Consider the following 17,124-nt stretch of genomic DNA (forward strand, 5'->3'; position numbering starts at 1 on the left):
GCTGGTCCTGAGTTCAGGTCCTGGCCGATCCGTTAGAGGGCACCGTATAGCGCGTTGCGTGGCTGCCGACGAGGGCCGATGAGCGCACCGAGGCGCCGGCCTTGATCAGGGCGAGCTTGATGGCCTCGAAACCGTGCCCGGTGACCGAGACCAGCAGCGCGGCGCCGTCGAAGGCGGTGTCGGGGACCGCGACGATCTCGGCCAGCGGCGCCAGTGCGCGGGCGACGTCGGCATTCCAGCCGGAGACGCGCACGCTCCAGGTCTGCACCTCGGTCACCATGGCATCGTCGGCGACCCGCGAGATCACGAACACCGGCAGCGCGGCGGGATGGTCGGCGCGCTCGAGGAACGGCACCCGCGCGATGATCTTCGGAGCGCCGTCGGCCTCCAGCGCATTCCACCACGGCGAGCGGCTTGCGACCGCGGAGACCAGCGCGAGGTCGCCCTTCGACTTCGCCGCCGCCTCGACCGCGGCCTGCGCACTGAAATGCGAGACGTAGGGCACCACGAAGCCGAAGTGAAACCGCGCCGAGTCGCGCATCGCCGACTCGCCGATGGACACGTCGGCATGCACCGAGAACGGCGCCTGCACATAGGTGAAGGTCGAGATGATGACGCGCCAGATGCTCTCGATGGTGTCGAGCGGCAGGATGCCGCGATGACGCTGCACCAGCTCGCGCATCATGCTGGCCTCGCGCGCCGGACGGAACGCCGAGCCCACCTCCTGGGTCTTCTTGACCTGGATCAGGCGGTCGATGATGTCGCCGCGCGCCATCAGCAGGCGATGCACCTGCTCGTCGATCGCATCGATCTCCTTGCGCAGCTCCTGCAACGTGGGCGGCGACGGGGGTGGGTTGGACATGCTCTCGAACCTTGTCGTCAGGGCGACCCGATGCCGCCGCGGACAGGGTCCCTGATTAGGAAAGACGGCCAGCGAAAGCAAAGAGAAACGTCGCAGCCGTGCGTTGCGCAATCGGTTAACCAATCGGCCGGCGACGGGGCTGGCTTGACGGCGGGGGACCCCGGGACTAGGTTCCGGCTACTCCGTGGTCATTTGAGCCGGCCGGCTTGCAGCCACGTTAAACAACTCGCTAAACAGGCCGGGGACAGTCAGCTCCCGGCCGAACCTTTGTTCAGGCCGGTTTTTTGTGGCCTGAGGTCCGCTGAAGCCCTCGCGCGCGGGGGCAGGGTCGCCTAGATGAGCAACGTGCGTCCGATACCGAGCCAGCAAACCCAGAGCGATGATCGCGCCCATGAGGCCGATCACCCGTCGTCATTGGTGGCGAAGTTCGGCACGGACCAGCCGCTCAAGCTCGATTGCGGCGTCGATCTCGCGCCGTTCCAGATCGCCTACCAGACCTATGGCGAGCTCAATGCCGACAGGTCCAACGCGATCCTGATCTGCCATGCGCTGACCGGCGACCAGCACGTCAACAACATTCACCCCGTCACCGGCAAGCCGGGCTGGTGGGACACCATGGTCGGTGCGGGCAAGCCGCTCGATCCCGACAAATACTTCATCATCTGCTCCAACGTGATCGGCGGCTGCATGGGCTCGACCGGGCCTGCGTCGCGCAATCCGGCGACCGGCAAGGTGTGGGGGCTCGATTTCCCGATCATCACCATCCCCGACATGGTGCGCGCGCAGGCGATGCTGATCGATCGGCTCGGCATCACGACGCTGTTCTGCGTGGTCGGCGGCTCGATGGGCGGCATGCAGGCCCTGCAATGGACCGCGGCCTATCCGGAGCGCGTGTTCGCGACGCTCGCGATCGCCTGCTCGACCCGCCACTCGGCGCAGAACATCGCGTTCCACGAGCTCGGACGCCAGGCCGTGATGGCCGATCCGGACTGGCGCGGCGGCCGCTATGTCGACGAGGACACCCATCCGCATCGCGGTCTCGCGGTGGCGCGCATGGCCGCGCACATCACCTATCTGTCGGACGCGGCGCTGCATCGGAAATTCGGACGGCGGATGCAGGATCGCGAGCTGCCGACCTTCTCGTTCGACGCGGACTTCCAGGTCGAGAGCTATCTGCGTTACCAGGGCTCGTCCTTTGTCGAGCGCTTCGACGCCAATTCCTATCTCTACCTGACGCGCGCGATGGACTATTTCGACATCGCGGCCGACCACAACGGCGTGCTGGCGAAAGCGTTTGCCGGCATCAAGACGCGGTTCTGCGTGGTGTCGTTCACCAGCGACTGGCTGTTTCCGACCTCGGAATCGCGTGCGCTGGTGCATGCGCTGAACGCGTCGAGCGCGCGGGTGTCATTCGCCGAGATCGAGACCGATCGAGGCCACGACGCCTTCCTGCTCGATGTGCCCGAATTCCTGGAGATCTCCCGCGCCTTCCTGCTGGCGGCAGGCAAGGCGCACGGATTGAACGAGGGCGACGCCCGGTCATGAGCCTGCAGCAGACATTGCCGTTGCCCGGCGTCGCGCCGGAGCGGACCGGCGGCGGCTCTCGCAGGGACCATCTGCTGGTCGCCGAGATGGTGCGGCCGGGATCGCGCGTGCTCGATGTCGGCTGCGGCGATGGCGAACTGCTGCAACTGCTGGAGAGCCGCGGCATCGACGGCCGCGGCATCGAGCTGTCGCGCGAAGGCGTCAACGGCTGCGTCGCCAAGGGGCTCGCGGTGGTGCAGGGCGATGCCGACACCGACCTCGTCAATTATCCCGATGATGCGTTCGACTATGTGATCCTGTCGCAGACCTTGCAGGCGACGCGGCAGCCGAAGGTCGTGCTGGAAAATCTGCTGCGCATCGGCCAGCGCGCCATCGTCTCGTTCCCGAATTTCGGATTCTGGAAGATGCGGCTGCAACTCCTGATCGGCGGTCACATGCCGCGGACCGAGAATCTGCCGGCGAGTTGGTACGACACCTCGAACATCCATTTCTGCACCATCAAGGATTTCGTGCAGCTCTGCGAGGAGATCAACGTCAAGATGGAGCGCGCGGTGGCGCTCGATCTCTATGGCCGCCCGGTGCCGCTCAACCTGCCATGGTGGGTCTGGAACATGTTCGGCGAGCAGGGCGTATTCCTGCTCAGCCGCGGCGGGCAGACGCCTGGGCGATAACTTACCGCCGTCATTCCGGGGCACGCGAAGCGTGAGCCCGGAATCCATCGGGCCGCAAACTCCGTGGATGAATGGATTTCGGGCTCGATGCTGCGCATCGCCCCGGAATGACGGCTTAGACCGGCGCTGCCACCAGCGACCGCGGATCGCGCACCGGCCAACGCCCGGCCTCGACCAGCGCGATGAAGCGCTCCACCATCTCGTTGAACAGCGCCGGCTCCTCGAGGTTGAGCACGTGACCTGATTTGGGGAAGAACGACAGGCCGGCGGCCGGCAGATGCTGCTTCAGGAACAGGCTCGGCGCGATGCAATTGTCGTCCTCGTCGCCGCACAGGATCAGCGCCGGCGTCGCCGCGCGCTTGATGGCGTCGGTCATGGTATAGATCGAGGGCCTGCCGCCTTGAAAGCTGCGCATCGTGTTGGCCGAGCCCTTGGCGTCGTGGCGCGCCAGCGCGGCATAGAAATCGGCGTGGCCGCGCGGATCCTTGACCAGGAACGGAATCCGGCCCGGCGCCTCGCGCGTCACCTTGGCGACCTCGACCGAGCCGATGCTCTCGAGCTGCTCGGCATTGGCGCGGCATTGCGCGCGGAACGCACCGAGATTCTCGAGGCTCGAGCCGGAGCCGACGGCGGCGAGCGTCATCGACAGCGCGCGCTCCGGCGCATTCAGCGCGACCTGCAGCGACGAATAGGAGCCCATCGAGAGGCCGACGAAATGCGCTTTCGCAATGTCGAGATGGTCGAGCACCGCGAGCGCGTCGGCGTAGAAATGTTGGTAAGTATAGACATCGGCGTTCGGCGGCACGTCCGACGGCGTGTAGCCGCGCGCCGAATAGGCGATGCAGCGGTGGCCGCGCGAGAAGTAGCGCAGCTGCGGTTCCCAATTGGTGTGATCGGCTGCGAACTCGTGCAGGAAGATGATCGGGGTCCCGCTGCCTGCCTCCTCGAAATGGAGGCGGACATGATCTTTCGTGGTGGCGTGGGGCATTGGAATTCTCCTCTCGTTGGCCGGTCCCAGATTTGCAATTAATTTCCGCGGCGGCAATGCGGCAGTTCTGACTATTTTCGTCACGGAATCTGCGCGGAATGACCCAGAAATCGTTTTCGTGCCGTCACACGAAATCCTGCTCCCGCCACATCCCGACTTTCAAACCCACCGCCGCGTTTCGCAGGGAACGCGACGGGGAAGCGGGGGCGTTACAGAGGATCTCGTGAAGTATGGTTCAGTTGCTTGCGTATCGCCGGTCGCTTCGTGTTTTGGCGCTGGCTCTGTGTTCGCTCACTCTCGCCGCCGTTTCGGTCTCTTCGGCATCCGCCCGTCCGTACCATCATCGTCACGCGCATTCGGCCCATGCCGGTCATCACGCGCACCATCATGTCCGTCATCACGTCAGGCACGCAGCGCGGCTGTCGCGTGCCGAGCGCCGCGCACGGACGCAGGAGACCGGCGGTTTCGCCGAGGCCAATGCAGCCGTGATGCCCGGCGCTGAGACCATGCCGAACACTGGCGGCGTGGACGCTGCGAGCGGGTTCGGCTCATCCGGCATCGTCGCCACGGCGCGCCGCTATCTCGGCGGCAACCCGACCGGCCGCTCCAGCCTGTGGTGCGCGCGTTTCATGAACATGGTGTTGCAGCAGACCGGCCATCGTGGCACCGGCTCCGACATGGCGAGCTCGTTCGCCAAATATGGTACGCGAGTGTCCGGACCGCAGGTCGGCGCGATCGCCGTGATGGGCCGCCGCGGCGGCGGCCACGTCGGTATCATCACCGGCGTCGATGCCAAGGGCAATCCGATCATGATCTCGGGCAACAGCGGCCGCCGCGTCCGCGAGGCGCCGGTGTCGCGCGGCCGGATCTACGCCTACGTGATGCCGACGAACTGAGGCGCGACCATCCACCTCTCCTCCGGACGCGGAGGAGGGGACCTCACTTGTCGTGCTCCATCGACTGGATGGTGGCGACGTTGGTGGTCTCGAGGTTGCTCAGGGGGACCTCGACCGCGGACGGCTGGTACCAGGAGAATTGCGAGAAGTAGTTCGCGAGCACCTGGTCCTTGAAGAACCGGCCATGCCGCGCGAAGATTTCGTTCCGCGCGATCCGCAGCTCGATCGCCGACATGTCCTTCAGATCGGCCTCGGCCAGAAAACGTCGATCGGAATCCGGAAACAGGAAGCCGTCATGCGCCTTCGCGCGCTGCACGACGGAGGCCGGAACCGCGGGCGGCGTCAGCCCGACGGTGGTCGTGCCATTCGAGCCGCCTGATTTGGCTGCCGTATGCTCGAGTGTGGGCGCGACCAACCAGACCGCCAATGCCAGCGCCGCGATGGCGGCCCCCGCGGCGTATTTCCAGTAGCGCCGGACCGGCGAAATCTCGCGCAGCGGTGATTGGCCGGCCTCGAGCAAGACCTCGTTGATCGTGCCGATCAGGCGGGTCATGTGCATGCGAAAGTCCTGCCCGGAATCCACCCGGGCCGCGTTGCAGAAGTGGAGGAAGCGAAGCGATTCCGGCAGCTCGGCCGCCTGCGGCATCGTTGCGCCGTTCACCAGCAGCGGCAGGATGGTCTTGTCGTGCTTCAGCGCGGTCTCGATCTCGAACCGCACGGAGTCGCTTGGATCTGCCAGCCGCGCCGGTGCTCCGTCGTCGGCCTTGCCGATCCAGTGCGGACCGATCACGGCGATGACGATGTCGCTGGCAACGATTGCCTTCGCGATCCGGTCGACGAAGTTGGCGCCGGTCCGAATGCTGTTGACGTCGAAGAAGACGGATTTCTCACCGTACTTCTCGATCAGATGGTCTGCGATGCGGCCCGCTGTATCCTGATCGACCCGGCGGTACGACACCATGATCATAGTCATGGCAACCCCGTGCAATCAATTTCATCAAATGCGTTGCAGTCAGAAATGTGAGTGAAGTGTAACGCGCGCAACTGAAAATTGCAATGCACCACGCGGCGCCGACATCGCCAAAACGCCGCATGGAACTCGGGGAAATCGCTACGACAGCGCGGGTTGTTCGACAGCGATGTCGTCGCCGACCACCGCGCCGCCATCGGTGATGATCTCGGCGTAGATGCCGCACTCGTTGTTGCCGAAGCGCTGCATCAGCATGTTCGGGACCGAGAGGTCGCGCGCGCCGGTCTCGGGATCGACATTGACCGCGGCACAACGTGTGATCCGCTTCACAACTTTTGCCCGCGCGCTGCCGATCGCAATCGTCCGATCCAGCAGGCTGGCTTCATGCCAGGCCGGCCAGCCCTCGACATAGAGGTTGGCGCGGAAGCGCAGCGGATGGACCGGCGCCTGCACCATCTCCTCGATCGCGCGCAGGCTCGCCAGGTTGATGATCGAGACCACCTTGCGGGGCACGTCGGAAAAACTGTGCCCGGGGCTGACCAGCACCTTGGGCGGTCCCTTGATCTGGTCGGCATGCCGATCGGCGAAATAGCGCTCGATCGCGGCGCGCCCCGCCTCGGTCTCGAGATCGCCCTGGGCCACCATCGCGCCATCCCGGCGCAGCGTCAGCACATGGCTGTCATCGTCGTAATCCGCGCGCAGCGGCGCCAGCCATTCGTCTCGTTGCAGCATCAGGAAATGCGGCTTCGCCAGCCATTTCGGCGCCGAGGGATCGAAACCGCTCGGGCCGTTCTCGATGGCGTAGCGGCGATCCGAGCGGAGCGTCTCGCCGACCTTGAGCTCGGCGCGGGACAGGGACTCGGGCGTCAGCCCTTTGACCGGGTAACGATAGATGCCGGTGATCCGGGCGGCGGCAGCGTGCTGATTGTCCATCCGCCCGCTCTAGCCTGTTTGGCGGACGAGGAGAACCGCCGCCGGTGCGCAGGCAGCTAGTCGGCGCGCGCTGCTCCCGGAGCGTCCAGCACGCGCTGCATGAAGATGAGATCGAGCCAGCGCCCGAACTTGCGACCGACCTCCGGCATCCGCGCCACCTCGACAAAGCCGGCCTGCGCGTGCAGCCGGAGCGAGGCCGGATTGCCACCGTCGATGCCGGCGATCATGACGTGCTTGCCCAGCGCCACCGCGGCCGACACGAGCTCGTCGACGATGACCCGGCCAAGTCCGCGGCCGCGATGGTCGGCGTGGATGTAGACGCTGTGCTCGACGCTGTAGCGGTAGCCAGGGAAGGCGCGGAAATCGCCGAACGTGCCGTAGCCCAGCACGGTCGCCCCCTCGACGGCCACCAGCACGGGGTAGCCCAGCGCCAGCCGCGCCTGCATCCAGGCCAGCCGTTCGGCCTCGGAGTCCTGCTTCTCCGTCCAGATCGCGTTCGAGTTGGCGACCGCCTCGTTGAAGATCGCGGTGATGGCGGGGATGTCCTGCTCGGTGGCGGGGCGGATAATCATGGGCGGTTCCTTGACGAGGCTCTTGAAGCGTCCCTATCGTCCACTATATAAGACATTATGTCAATTATAGAAGACAAGGCCGATGAAGCTCTCGGGCGGCGGGTTCGCGCCGAACGGGAAGGGCGCGGCTGGTCGCTGGCGGAACTCGCCGGGCGGGCAGGCGTGTCCAAGGCCATGCTGAGCAAGATCGAGCGGGCGGAAGCAAGCCCGACGGCGGCGACGCTGTCGCGGATTGCCACGGCCTATGGCCTGACCATGGCCGCGCTGTTCGAGGTTGCCGTGGGCAGTTCCCGCTTGCAGCGGGCCAAGGATCAGCCGGTGTGGCGCGATCCCAAGGCGGCCTATCTGCGGCGGCAGGTGTTCCTGCATCCGGCAAATCCGCTGGAACTGGTCGAAGTCGAACTGCCCGCCGGGCAGGAAGCCGGCTTCCCCGCCAGCGCCTATCACCTGATCCGTCAGGTGGTCTGGGTGATCAGCGGCCGCCTCACCTTGATGGAAGGGGCGGAGCGCCACGAACTCGCCGCGGGCGACCGCGTCGAACTCGGACCGCCATCGGACATCGTCTTCCGTAACGAGACTGCTCAGCCTTGCCGCTACCTTGTCGCCGTCGTGCGGCGCTGAGCTCGATCGGGCGAAATCGCAGGCTGTGGCTCTTCCGTTTCGGAACCAAGTGCCCACATCTGCGGCAAGCCTGAAAAATGATGGCGACGACCAGAGGCTGGTTGAGGAACGTCAACGCGGCCCGCGGAAACCCAATGAAGATGCCGGAACCATGCCTGAATGGGTGGTGACGGCAGGCCGAGGGAAAACGAATGAACATTGAGAAGTACACCGAGCGCGCGCGCGGATTCATCCAGTCTGCCCAGTCGCTCGCCATGCGCGACGGTCACCAGCAATTCTCTCCTCTGCATCTGCTGAAGGTGCTGCTGGACGACAATGAGGGGCTCGCCGGCGGTCTGATCGACCGTGCTGGCGGCAATTCCAGAGCGATCCTGAAATCGACCGAAGAGGCGCTGAACAAGCTGCCGAAGGTCTCGGGCAACGGTGCCGGGCAGGTTTACCTGTCGCCGGAGCTGGCGCGCGCCTTCGACGCGGCCGAGAAAGCCGCCGACAAGGCTGGCGACAGCTTCGTCACCGTCGAGCGGCTGCTGCTCGGGCTCACGCTCGAGAAGGGCAGCGAGGCTGCGAACATCCTCAGCAAGGGCGGCGTCACGGCGCAGAACCTGAATGCGGCGATCGAAGCGCTGCGCAAGGGCCGCACCGCCGATTCCGCGACGGCTGAAAATGCCTATGACGCACTGAAGAAATATGCCCGCGACCTGACCCAGGCTGCGCGCGACGGCAAGCTCGATCCCGTGATCGGCCGCGACGAGGAGATCCGCCGCACCATCCAGGTGCTGTCGCGGCGAACCAAGAACAATCCCGTCCTGATCGGTGAGCCCGGCGTCGGCAAGACCGCGATCGTCGAGGGCCTGGCGCTGCGCATCCTCAACGGCGACGTGCCCGAGAGCCTGAAGGACAAGAAGCTGTTGTCGCTCGACATGGGCGCCTTGATCGCCGGCGCGAAATATCGCGGCGAGTTCGAGGAGCGGCTGAAGTCCGTGCTCCAGGAGGTCTCGACCGCCGAGGGCGGCATCATCCTGTTCATCGACGAGATGCACACGCTGATCGGCGCCGGCAAGACCGACGGTGCGATGGACGCGTCCAACCTGTTGAAGCCTGCGCTGGCGCGCGGTGAGCTGCACTGTATCGGTGCGACCACGCTCGACGAGTATCGCAAGCATGTCGAGAAGGACGCCGCGCTGGCTCGCCGGTTCCAGCCGATCTATGTCAGCGAGCCGACGGTCGAGGACACCATCTCGATCCTGCGCGGCCTCAAGGACAAATACGAGCAGCACCACGGCGTGCGCATCACCGACTCTGCGTTGGTGGCCGCGACCACGCTGTCGAACCGCTACATCACCGATCGCTTCCTGCCCGACAAGGCCATCGACCTGATGGACGAGGCGGCGGCGCGGCTGAAGATGCAGGTCGATTCCAAGCCCGAAGAGCTCGATTCGCTGGATCGCGACATCATCCGGCTGAAGATCGAGCAGGAGGCGCTGAAGAAGGAGAGCGATGCCGGCTCCAAGAGCCGCTTGCAGACGCTGGAGAAGGAGCTCGCCGGGCTCGAGGAGCGATCGGCGGCGCTGACGGCGCGCTGGAGTGCGGAGAAGAACAAGCTCTCCAACGCCCAGAAGCTGAAGAGCGAGCTCGATGCGCTTCGCGTCGAGCTGGCCAATGCGCAGCGTCGCGGCGAATTCCAGAAGGCGGGCGAGCTGGCCTATGGCCGGATCCCCGAGCTGGAGAGGAAGCTCGCCGACATCGAGGCGCGTGAGAGCGGCAAGCCGAACGGCGGCGAGATGATGGAGGAGGCGGTCACCGCCAACCACATCGCGCAGGTCGTCTCGCGCTGGACCGGCGTGCCGGTCGACAAGATGCTCGAGGGCGAAAAGGACAAGCTCCTGAAAATGGAGGACAGTCTCGCCAAGCGCGTCGTCGGCCAGGCCGAAGCCGTGCGTGCGGTGGCAACCGCCGTGCGTCGCGCCCGCGCGGGCCTGCAAGACCCGAACCGGCCGACCGGCTCGTTCATGTTCCTGGGCCCGACCGGCGTCGGCAAGACCGAACTCACAAAAGCGCTCGCCGCTGACCTGTTCAACGACGAGACCGCGATGGTCCGCCTCGACATGTCCGAGTTCATGGAGAAGCACTCGGTCTCGCGGCTGATCGGCGCGCCTCCCGGCTATGTCGGTTACGACGAGGGTGGTGCGCTGACCGAAGCCGTGCGGCGTCGGCCCTACCAGGTCGTGCTGTTCGACGAGATCGAGAAGGCGCATCCCGACGTCTTCAACGTCTTGTTGCAGGTGCTCGATGACGGCCGCCTGACCGACGGTCAGGGCCGCACCGTCGATTTCCGCAACACGCTGATCATCATGACCTCGAACCTCGGTTCGGAGTTTCTGGTGAATCAACCGGAAGGCGAGGACACTGCCGCCGTCCGCGATCAGGTGATGGGCGTCGTGCGGGCGCATTTCAGGCCGGAGTTCCTGAACCGCATCGACGAGATCATCCTGTTCCACCGCCTGCAAAAGAGCGAGATGGGCCGCATCGTCGAGATCCAGTTCGCGCGGCTGACCAAGCTGCTCGAGGATCGCAAGATCGAGCTCACGCTCGATCCGAAGGCGCGGGATTGGCTGGCCGAGAAGGGCTGGGATCCGGCTTACGGCGCCCGCCCCTTGAAGCGGGTGATCCAGCGCAGCGTGCAGGATCCGCTGGCCGAGATGATCCTCGCCGGAGAGGTCAGGGACGGCGATCGCGTCGCGATCTCGGAGAAGGGAAATGTGCTGACCTTCAACGGTCAAGTGCCCAAAACCGCCGAGGTCGTGCAGTTCGAGGCCCCGGTCTCGAAGCGCAAGCTGAACTGAGCACGACAAGCCTGACAATGGAGGCCCTCTCCGCGTGCCGCGGGGAGGGCCTTGCCCTTGTGGATTGCTCCTGATGGGCGGACTGATCAGCGGTTGGTGATGGAGCGGGTCTGCGACGTCGAGCTCGTGGCATCCGAGACGATGCGCGAGCTGCCGCGGCTCGCCATCTGGGCTTCGATCTTGTCGCGGGCCTGTTCGAAGCTCGCCAGCATCGGACCTTCGAGCGATCGGCCGCGCGGCAGTTTCACGCGCATCGGGTCGACGAACCGGCCGTTGACCAGGATTTCGTAGTGGACGTGCGGTCCGGTCGATTGGCCGGTCGAGCCGACGAAGCCGATCACCTGGCCCTGCCGCACCTTCTTGCCGATCTCCATGCCCTTGGCGAAGGCCGACATGTGGCCGTAGGCCGTCTCGTAGCCGTTGGAATGCTTGATGCGGATGTATTTGCCGTAGCCGCCCTCGTAGCCGACCTTCTCGAGCACGCCGTTGCCGGAGGCGAAGATCGGCGTGCCGTAGGCGGTGGCCCAGTCGACGCCGGTGTGCATCTTGACGTAGCCGAGGATCGGATGGCGGCGGCCGCCGAAGCCGGAACGCATGATCGCGTTGTTGACCGGCTTGCGGACCAGGAATTTCTTCGCGCTCTTGCCGGTCTCGTCATAGTAGTCGACGACGCCGTCGTCGGAGCTCTGGAAGCGGTAGTATTTCTTGGTTTCGCCGCCCACGGTGAGCGCGGCGTACAGCACTTCGGTCTTCTCGGTGCTGGTGACGCCCTCGTCCTCGCCGGCATAGAACACGTCGAACGAGTCGCCGGGCTGCACCTTGCGTTGGAAATCGACGTCGTAGGAGTAGATCTTGACCATGTCGTCGATCACGGTCGGCGGCACCTTGTTGCGCAGCGCGGTCTCGTAAATGCTCTGGTAGAGCCGCACGCCGCTGCCATCATCCTCGTCGTCGTCGCTGGAATTGTCGGCGGTATCGGTCGTGGTGTTCATGCTCTGCACGTCGACCGCGACATATCTGCCGATATCGGACAGGGCGGCGACGGCTTCGACGACGGAATCGTTGGCGACCACGACGCGGTAGGGCTGGAGCCGGGCGCCCGGCGCCGCCGGCGCCATCAGGATCCGCACCTTCTGGCCTTCCTTCAGCCCGCCGTCGCGGCCGCGCGGGCCGAGTGTTGCGGCAATCGCCTTCGCCTCGTCCGGTGTCGCGCCCTGGTCGCGCAGGATCGAGGTGATGCTGTCGCCCTTCTTGACGAGGTGAACCCGTTCACCGATCGGATTGCCGCCGGTGACCTGCTCCTTCGTCTTCGGCAGCAGGGTGACGTTTTCCGGCACCACGCGGGTCTCGAAGCCGGCATAGGGATCGGAGACGTTGCCTTCGGTCGCGTAGGCCATCCGCATATCGGGGCCGGCGCCGGTGGCATCGGCCGCGGCATTGGCGAGCGAGGCGTAACGCACCGAATTGCCGGAGCCGCGCCAATTGGCGGCGTCGCGCACCCGCATCAGGATGTCGTCGAGCCCGACGCCGGCGGCGAGCTTGGCTTTCGGCAGCACGGATCCGAGATCCTTGGTGACGAAAGAGACCTCGGCATCGGGTTCGGCGGCATCGGCCGCATTCGGATCCTCGGTCGCCGCCGGCGTGTCGGAGCCGACATCGGTCAACAGACGCTGCGCGTTGAACGCGGGGATCTTGGACGACAGATCGCTCGTGGTCATCGAGAGATTGCCGGAAATCCGGATGAAGGGCCGCACCCGCATCACGTCGCGATTGCCGACGCGGGTCACGGTCGAGACGCGCACCAGGCTGCGGGAAGCGGAGGATTCGTTCGGCGGCGGCAGGCGGTCGCCCTTGTGCAGGCTGACGACGCGATCATTGCCGGTGAAGGCGCCGCGCAGCGCGCCTTCGACGCGCTCCGGCACCTTGGCGAAGGTCATCTCGCCGTCGAGCGACGCAAAAACGGCGCCGCCGATCAGAGCTGCACCACACAGACCGGTGAGAATGGTGCCGCTGAACCATTGAACGGAGACACGGCGGCGATCGATCACCGCGGCCTCGGTGCCGTCGACTGAAAGCGGCGGTTCGTGACCGAGATCGATCATCCCGGTCTCGCGCCCAATGCCGCTTCCGCGTGACGCCCGTTGGCTCAACCCGATATCCCCCAAATTCCAGCAACTGCGATCGTCCTCTGCTCGTCCTCATCTCCACCTCGCTCCCTCGGAGAGGGAATTCGGCAGTGTGGCGAGCCACACGCATCGACATCGAAGAGACGAAGGCCATTCGCTGGCCGCACTCTCGAACGTCAATGGTGTGCAGATCTCTCGATGTTGCTCGGCCGCGTAGGGAAGAGGCGACGGGTTCTCGAAGAAATCGCCTGGTCCCCCTGAAAAACCACCCGAGCCCCCACAGGTTTCGAGCGGTTCATTGCATTCGTTATAGCGAGAACGTCGCAGGATTGTGGCTCAAGTGCGGCATTTAGGGTGGAAAAGTTTCCTGAAGCCGGGGTGCCGCTGGCTCGCCTGGGGCCCCTCGGAACCCGTTCCGAGGGGCCTGACGGGCGTCCCGGCGACAAACTTTTTTTCAAGTTTTTTACCACGTGTGCCGGGGTGATGAATTTTACCGTCGACCTAAGCCACGGGAACTACGTGGGTTTCTTCGCACTGCACAAGCGATTTCGGCGTGCGACGATTTGTTGACAATGGCCGTTGACAATCCCGAGGGGCCCGGACTATAAACCAACCACTGAGCGCGGCGCCGCCGGGTCACTGACCAAGGCGAGCGAACGCGCCTCTGATGCTCCTCACTTAGATGAGTGACACAACAACCGACATAAATCGGTTGAGGTTCACTGTCGGTCGGTGAAGGGTAGAACCACCCTCTAAGGGTGTGGGATCATCGGATCCCGGGCTGTTTGACAAGTGAAGATGAAGAAAGAGAAACGTGGACGGCGGAGTCCTTGCGTCTCTTGGAATACTTGAAAGCTTCGGCTTTTGACTTCTGAGAGTGGACGAAAGACTTCGGCGGTACACGTTTTAAAGGTTACACCATCGCTGCCAACGATGTGAATCGCAGGCGGCTCGTTGACTTCGGTCGACGAAGAATGGTGGGACCTCGTCAAACGTTGTGATCAGCCGGTTCAAGGTTTCAAGTCCAACTTGAGAGTTTGATCCTGGCTCAGAGCGAACGCTGGCGGCAGGCTTAACACATGCAAGTCGAGCGGGCATAGCAATATGTCAGCGGCAGACGGGTGAGTAACGCGTGGGAACGTACCTTTTGGTTCGGAACAACTGAGGGAAACTTCAGCTAATACCGGATAAGCCCTTACGGGGAAAGATTTATCGCCGAAAGATCGGCCCGCGTCTGATTAGCTAGTTGGTGAGGTAATGGCTCACCAAGGCGACGATCAGTAGCTGGTCTGAGAGGATGATCAGCCACATTGGGACTGAGACACGGCCCAAACTCCTACGGGAGGCAGCAGTGGGGAATATTGGACAATGGGCGCAAGCCTGATCCAGCCATGCCGCGTGAGTGATGAAGGCCCTAGGGTTGTAAAGCTCTTTTGTGCGGGAAGATAATGACGGTACCGCAAGAATAAGCCCCGGCTAACTTCGTGCCAGCAGCCGCGGTAATACGAAGGGGGCTAGCGTTGCTCGGAATCACTGGGCGTAAAGGGTGCGTAGGCGGGTCTTTAAGTCAGGGGTGAAATCCTGGAGCTCAACTCCAGAACTGCCTTTGATACTGAAGATCTTGAGTTCGGGAGAGGTGAGTGGAACTGCGAGTGTAGAGGTGAAATTCGTAGATATTCGCAAGAACACCAGTGGCGAAGGCGGCTCACTGGCCCGATACTGACGCTGAGGCACGAAAGCGTGGGGAGCAAACAGGATTAGATACCCTGGTAGTCCACGCCGTAAACGATGAATGCCAGCCGTTAGTGGGTTTACTCACTAGTGGCGCAGCTAACGCTTTAAGCATTCCGCCTGGGGAGTACGGTCGCAAGATTAAAACTCAAAGGAATTGACGGGGGCCCGCACAAGCGGTGGAGCATGTGGTTTAATTCGACGCAACGCGCAGAACCTTACCAGCCCTTGACATCCCGGTCGCGGACTCCAGAGACGGAGTTCTTCAGTTCGGCTGGACCGGAGACAGGTGCTGCATGGCTGTCGTCAGCTCGTGTCGTGAGATGTTGGGTTAAGTCCCGCAACGAGCGCAACCCCCGTCCTTAGTTGCTACCATTTAGTTGAGCACTCTAAGGAGACTGCCGGTGATAAGCCGCGAGGAAGGTGGGGATGACGTCAAGTCCTCATGGCCCTTACGGGCTGGGCTACACACGTGCTACAATGGCGGTGACAATGGGATGCTAAGGGGCGACCCTTCGCAAATCTCAAAAAGCCGTCTCAGTTCGGATTGGGCTCTGCAACTCGAGCCCATGAAGTTGGAATCGCTAGTAATCGTGGATCAGCACGCCACGGTGAATACGTTCCCGGGCCTTGTACACACCGCCCGTCACACCATGGGAGTTGGTTTTACCTGAAGACGGTGCGCTAACCGAAAGGGGGCAGCCGGCCACGGTAGGGTCAGCGACTGGGGTGAAGTCGTAACAAGGTAGCCGTAGGGGAACCTGCGGCTGGATCACCTCCTTTCTAAGGATGATCCTTCAGCGAGCTCACGCTCACTATCGGATCGTTTTAGAAACATTCAGGGGCCAACAGTTTCAGGATTGTTGAGCTCCATTGGCGGGATTTCGCCGTCTTCGTTTCTCTTTCTTCGCGGACGAACACGCGCCAGGGGCTGAGCGCTGTGCGATGCATCGACGTCACGTCGGATGCGCGCCGGCATGTCTCTCGTGTTAGGGGCTTGTAGCTCAGTTGGTTAGAGCGCGCGCTTGATAAGCGTGAGGTCGGAAGTTCAAGTCTTCCCAGGCCCACCAGCCTTCGCGCTTCGCTGCTTCGGCTAGGCAGGCCTTTCAAGATGAAGGCTGCTGCGCCGTAGCCCTGGCGAAGGCGAGCGGGTATCAATAATGCGCTTCGTCTTCTGGTACGGGGCCATAGCTCAGCTGGGAGAGCGCGTGCTTTGCAAGCATGAGGTCGTCGGTTCGATCCCGTCTGGCTCCACCAGATGGAATTGAAGCTCGAGAATGCGCCTTGTGCAGGAAGCTCTGTTCAATCGTCCGCGAAACATCACTTCGCACTCATTGGTCCGGATGGACGGTGACGTGCGTGTTTTCTGACATCGTAAAGAGGAGATCGATCCGAGTTTGGATCTGCGGAGCAATTCGCGGATGCCATTCCTAATCTCCAGATCGTTTTCGGCGCTCGTTCATCGCCGCTCATCGCAAGATGAGCAAGATGATCGAGTTGTAAAACGATCTTTGTAGCGAAGCTTGACCGCCTCGCTATCGGGCCGATCTTACGAAGCAAGCTGGTCTTTCTAGTCAATGTCCGGCTGCGACAATCGCGTTCATCGAGGATGCGTGCCTTCAATGGCAGTTGCGCAGACAACATTCTGCCGAGTGTGTGGACATTGATAATGAGAGCAATCAAGTGCCTTAAGGGTGTTCGGTGGATGCCTTGGCGCTGAGAGGCGATGAAGGACGTGCTACGCTGCGATAAGCCGTGGGGAGCTGCGAAGAAGCTTTGATCCACGGATTTCCGAATGGGGAAACCCACCTTCGATAGCCGGAACTCCAAGACCTTGTGTTTTGGGGTTCGACCAGAAATGGAAGAAATCAGACCGCGAGGTTTTGGATTTCCGGTTATCAAGAGAAGGTATGAGACTTCCGAATAAAATAGGAGGTTTTAAGCAAACCCAGGGAACTGAAACATCTAAGTACCTGGAGGAAAGGACATCAATCGAGACTCCGTTAGTAGTGGCGAGCGAACGCGGACCAGGCCAGTGATACATCAAAGACAATCGGAACCAGTCAGGAAAGCTGGGCCTCAGAGGGTGATAGCCCCGTACGAGTAATGCGATGATGTATCCACGAGTAAGGCGGGACACGTGTAATCCTGTCTGAACACGGGGGACCACCCTCCAAGCCTAAGTACTCCTCAGCGACCGATAGTGAACCAGTACCGTGAGGGAAAGGTGAAAAGCACCCCGACGAGGGGAGTGAAATAGACCTGAAACCGGACACCTACAAACAGATGGAGCCCAAGATACGTTCTGGGTGACATCGTACCTTTTGTATTATGGGCCAGCGACTTAATTTAACGAGCAAGCTTAA

Annotated in this window: 11 protein-coding genes, 2 tRNA genes, 2 rRNA genes and 1 riboswitch (1 of these 16 running past the window's edge); of the genes, 9 read left to right on the plus strand and 6 right to left on the minus strand. The window is 63.0% G+C overall.

The genetic code is table 11. The features are described from left to right. Positions 1-13: 13 nt before the first annotated feature. A complete protein-coding gene (locus tag CWS35_RS11570) occupies positions 14-862 on the minus strand; it encodes a chorismate mutase (protein WP_024579162.1) in 849 nt (282 codons plus the stop codon). 174 nt (positions 863-1,036) lie between these two features. Further along, positions 1,037-1,116, plus strand: a riboswitch (SAM riboswitch). A gap of 82 nt (positions 1,117-1,198) precedes the next feature. Here CWS35_RS11570 and CWS35_RS11575 point away from each other — a divergent pair. Beyond that, complete coding sequence (locus CWS35_RS11575; RefSeq protein WP_100951965.1) at positions 1,199-2,407, plus strand: homoserine O-acetyltransferase; 1,209 nt, start codon at positions 1,199-1,201, stop codon at positions 2,405-2,407. Next, a complete protein-coding gene (gene metW / locus CWS35_RS11580) occupies positions 2,404-3,078 on the plus strand; it encodes a methionine biosynthesis protein MetW (RefSeq protein ID WP_100951966.1) in 675 nt (224 codons plus the stop codon). The genes CWS35_RS11575 and metW overlap by 4 nt, the downstream gene beginning before the upstream one ends. Before the next feature lie 115 nt (positions 3,079-3,193). On the opposite strand, the gene CWS35_RS11585 is transcribed toward metW, so the two are convergent. Further along, positions 3,194-4,066, minus strand: coding sequence for an alpha/beta fold hydrolase (locus CWS35_RS11585; protein ID WP_100951967.1), 873 nt, complete (start codon positions 4,064-4,066; stop codon positions 3,194-3,196). A gap of 230 nt (positions 4,067-4,296) precedes the next feature. Here CWS35_RS11585 and CWS35_RS11590 point away from each other — a divergent pair, with 230 nt between their 5' ends. Further along, positions 4,297-4,962 (plus strand): TIGR02594 family protein, encoded by a 666-nt coding sequence (locus CWS35_RS11590; protein WP_024579158.1) that lies wholly within the window; start codon positions 4,297-4,299, stop codon positions 4,960-4,962. A 43-nt stretch (positions 4,963-5,005) separates the two neighbouring features. Here CWS35_RS11590 and CWS35_RS40065 read toward each other — a convergent pair whose 3' ends face one another. The 3 genes from CWS35_RS40065 to CWS35_RS11605 all read right to left on the minus strand — a co-directional run bounded on the left by CWS35_RS40065 (position 5,006) and on the right by CWS35_RS11605 (position 7,437). Further along, the gene (locus CWS35_RS40065; protein WP_080891007.1) at positions 5,006-5,935 is read right to left on the minus strand and encodes a YARHG domain-containing protein; all 930 of its coding nucleotides are present in this window, start codon (positions 5,933-5,935) and stop codon (positions 5,006-5,008) included. Between the two features lie 138 nt (positions 5,936-6,073). Beyond that, a complete protein-coding gene (locus tag CWS35_RS11600) occupies positions 6,074-6,865 on the minus strand; it encodes an MOSC domain-containing protein (protein ID WP_024579156.1) in 792 nt (263 codons plus the stop codon). 56 nt (positions 6,866-6,921) lie between these two features. Beyond that, positions 6,922-7,437 (minus strand): GNAT family N-acetyltransferase, encoded by a 516-nt coding sequence (locus CWS35_RS11605; protein ID WP_029878805.1) that lies wholly within the window; start codon positions 7,435-7,437, stop codon positions 6,922-6,924. 57 nt (positions 7,438-7,494) lie between these two features. Between CWS35_RS11605 and CWS35_RS11610 the strand changes: the two genes are divergently transcribed. Continuing rightward, a complete protein-coding gene (locus tag CWS35_RS11610; protein WP_024579154.1) occupies positions 7,495-8,058 on the plus strand; it encodes an XRE family transcriptional regulator in 564 nt (187 codons plus the stop codon). Positions 8,059-8,249: 191 nt separating this feature from the next. Further along, positions 8,250-10,901 carry an ATP-dependent chaperone ClpB gene (clpB, locus tag CWS35_RS11615; RefSeq protein ID WP_024579153.1) on the plus strand — a complete coding sequence of 884 codons (2,652 nt, stop codon included), beginning with the start codon at positions 8,250-8,252 and terminating at the stop codon, positions 10,899-10,901. A gap of 86 nt (positions 10,902-10,987) precedes the next feature. Here clpB and CWS35_RS11620 read toward each other — a convergent pair whose 3' ends face one another. After that, a complete protein-coding gene (locus CWS35_RS11620) occupies positions 10,988-13,051 on the minus strand; it encodes a M23 family metallopeptidase (protein ID WP_024579152.1) in 2,064 nt (687 codons plus the stop codon). A 1,001-nt stretch (positions 13,052-14,052) separates the two neighbouring features. Between CWS35_RS11620 and CWS35_RS11625 the strand changes: the two genes are divergently transcribed. The 4 genes from CWS35_RS11625 to CWS35_RS11640 form a co-directional block, all read left to right on the plus strand. Beyond that, a 16S ribosomal RNA gene (locus tag CWS35_RS11625) occupies positions 14,053-15,541 on the plus strand. Positions 15,542-15,751: 210 nt separating this feature from the next. Beyond that, a tRNA-Ile gene (locus CWS35_RS11630) sits at positions 15,752-15,828 on the plus strand. A gap of 111 nt (positions 15,829-15,939) precedes the next feature. Next, positions 15,940-16,015 (plus strand) — tRNA-Ala (locus CWS35_RS11635). A gap of 420 nt (positions 16,016-16,435) precedes the next feature. Continuing rightward, positions 16,436-17,124, plus strand: a 23S ribosomal RNA gene (locus CWS35_RS11640) (it continues 2,150 nt past the right edge of the window). Together the 16S and 23S rRNA genes with 2 tRNA genes alongside form the textbook arrangement of a ribosomal RNA operon.

The sequence above is a fragment of the Bradyrhizobium sp. SK17 genome, from assembly GCF_002831585.1.
Classification (GTDB): Bacteria; Pseudomonadota; Alphaproteobacteria; order Rhizobiales; family Xanthobacteraceae; genus Bradyrhizobium.

Coding starts and splice junctions, on each gene's coding strand:
- CWS35_RS11590 (WP_024579158.1), top strand. CDS start 4,297: ATGGTTCAGTTGCTTGCGTATCGCCGGTCGCTTCGTGTTTTGGCGCTG.
- CWS35_RS11585 (WP_100951967.1), bottom strand. CDS start 4,066: ATGCCCCACGCCACCACGAAAGATCATGTCCGCCTCCATTTCGAGGAG.
- CWS35_RS11610 (WP_024579154.1), top strand. CDS start 7,495: ATGTCAATTATAGAAGACAAGGCCGATGAAGCTCTCGGGCGGCGGGTT.
- clpB (WP_024579153.1), top strand. CDS start 8,250: ATGAACATTGAGAAGTACACCGAGCGCGCGCGCGGATTCATCCAGTCT.
- CWS35_RS11570 (WP_024579162.1), bottom strand. CDS start 862: ATGTCCAACCCACCCCCGTCGCCGCCCACGTTGCAGGAGCTGCGCAAG.
- metW (WP_100951966.1), top strand. CDS start 2,404: ATGAGCCTGCAGCAGACATTGCCGTTGCCCGGCGTCGCGCCGGAGCGG.
- CWS35_RS40065 (WP_080891007.1), bottom strand. CDS start 5,935: ATGACTATGATCATGGTGTCGTACCGCCGGGTCGATCAGGATACAGCG.
- CWS35_RS11575 (WP_100951965.1), top strand. CDS start 1,199: ATGAGCAACGTGCGTCCGATACCGAGCCAGCAAACCCAGAGCGATGAT.
- CWS35_RS11600 (WP_024579156.1), bottom strand. CDS start 6,865: ATGGACAATCAGCACGCTGCCGCCGCCCGGATCACCGGCATCTATCGT.
- CWS35_RS11605 (WP_029878805.1), bottom strand. CDS start 7,437: ATGATTATCCGCCCCGCCACCGAGCAGGACATCCCCGCCATCACCGCG.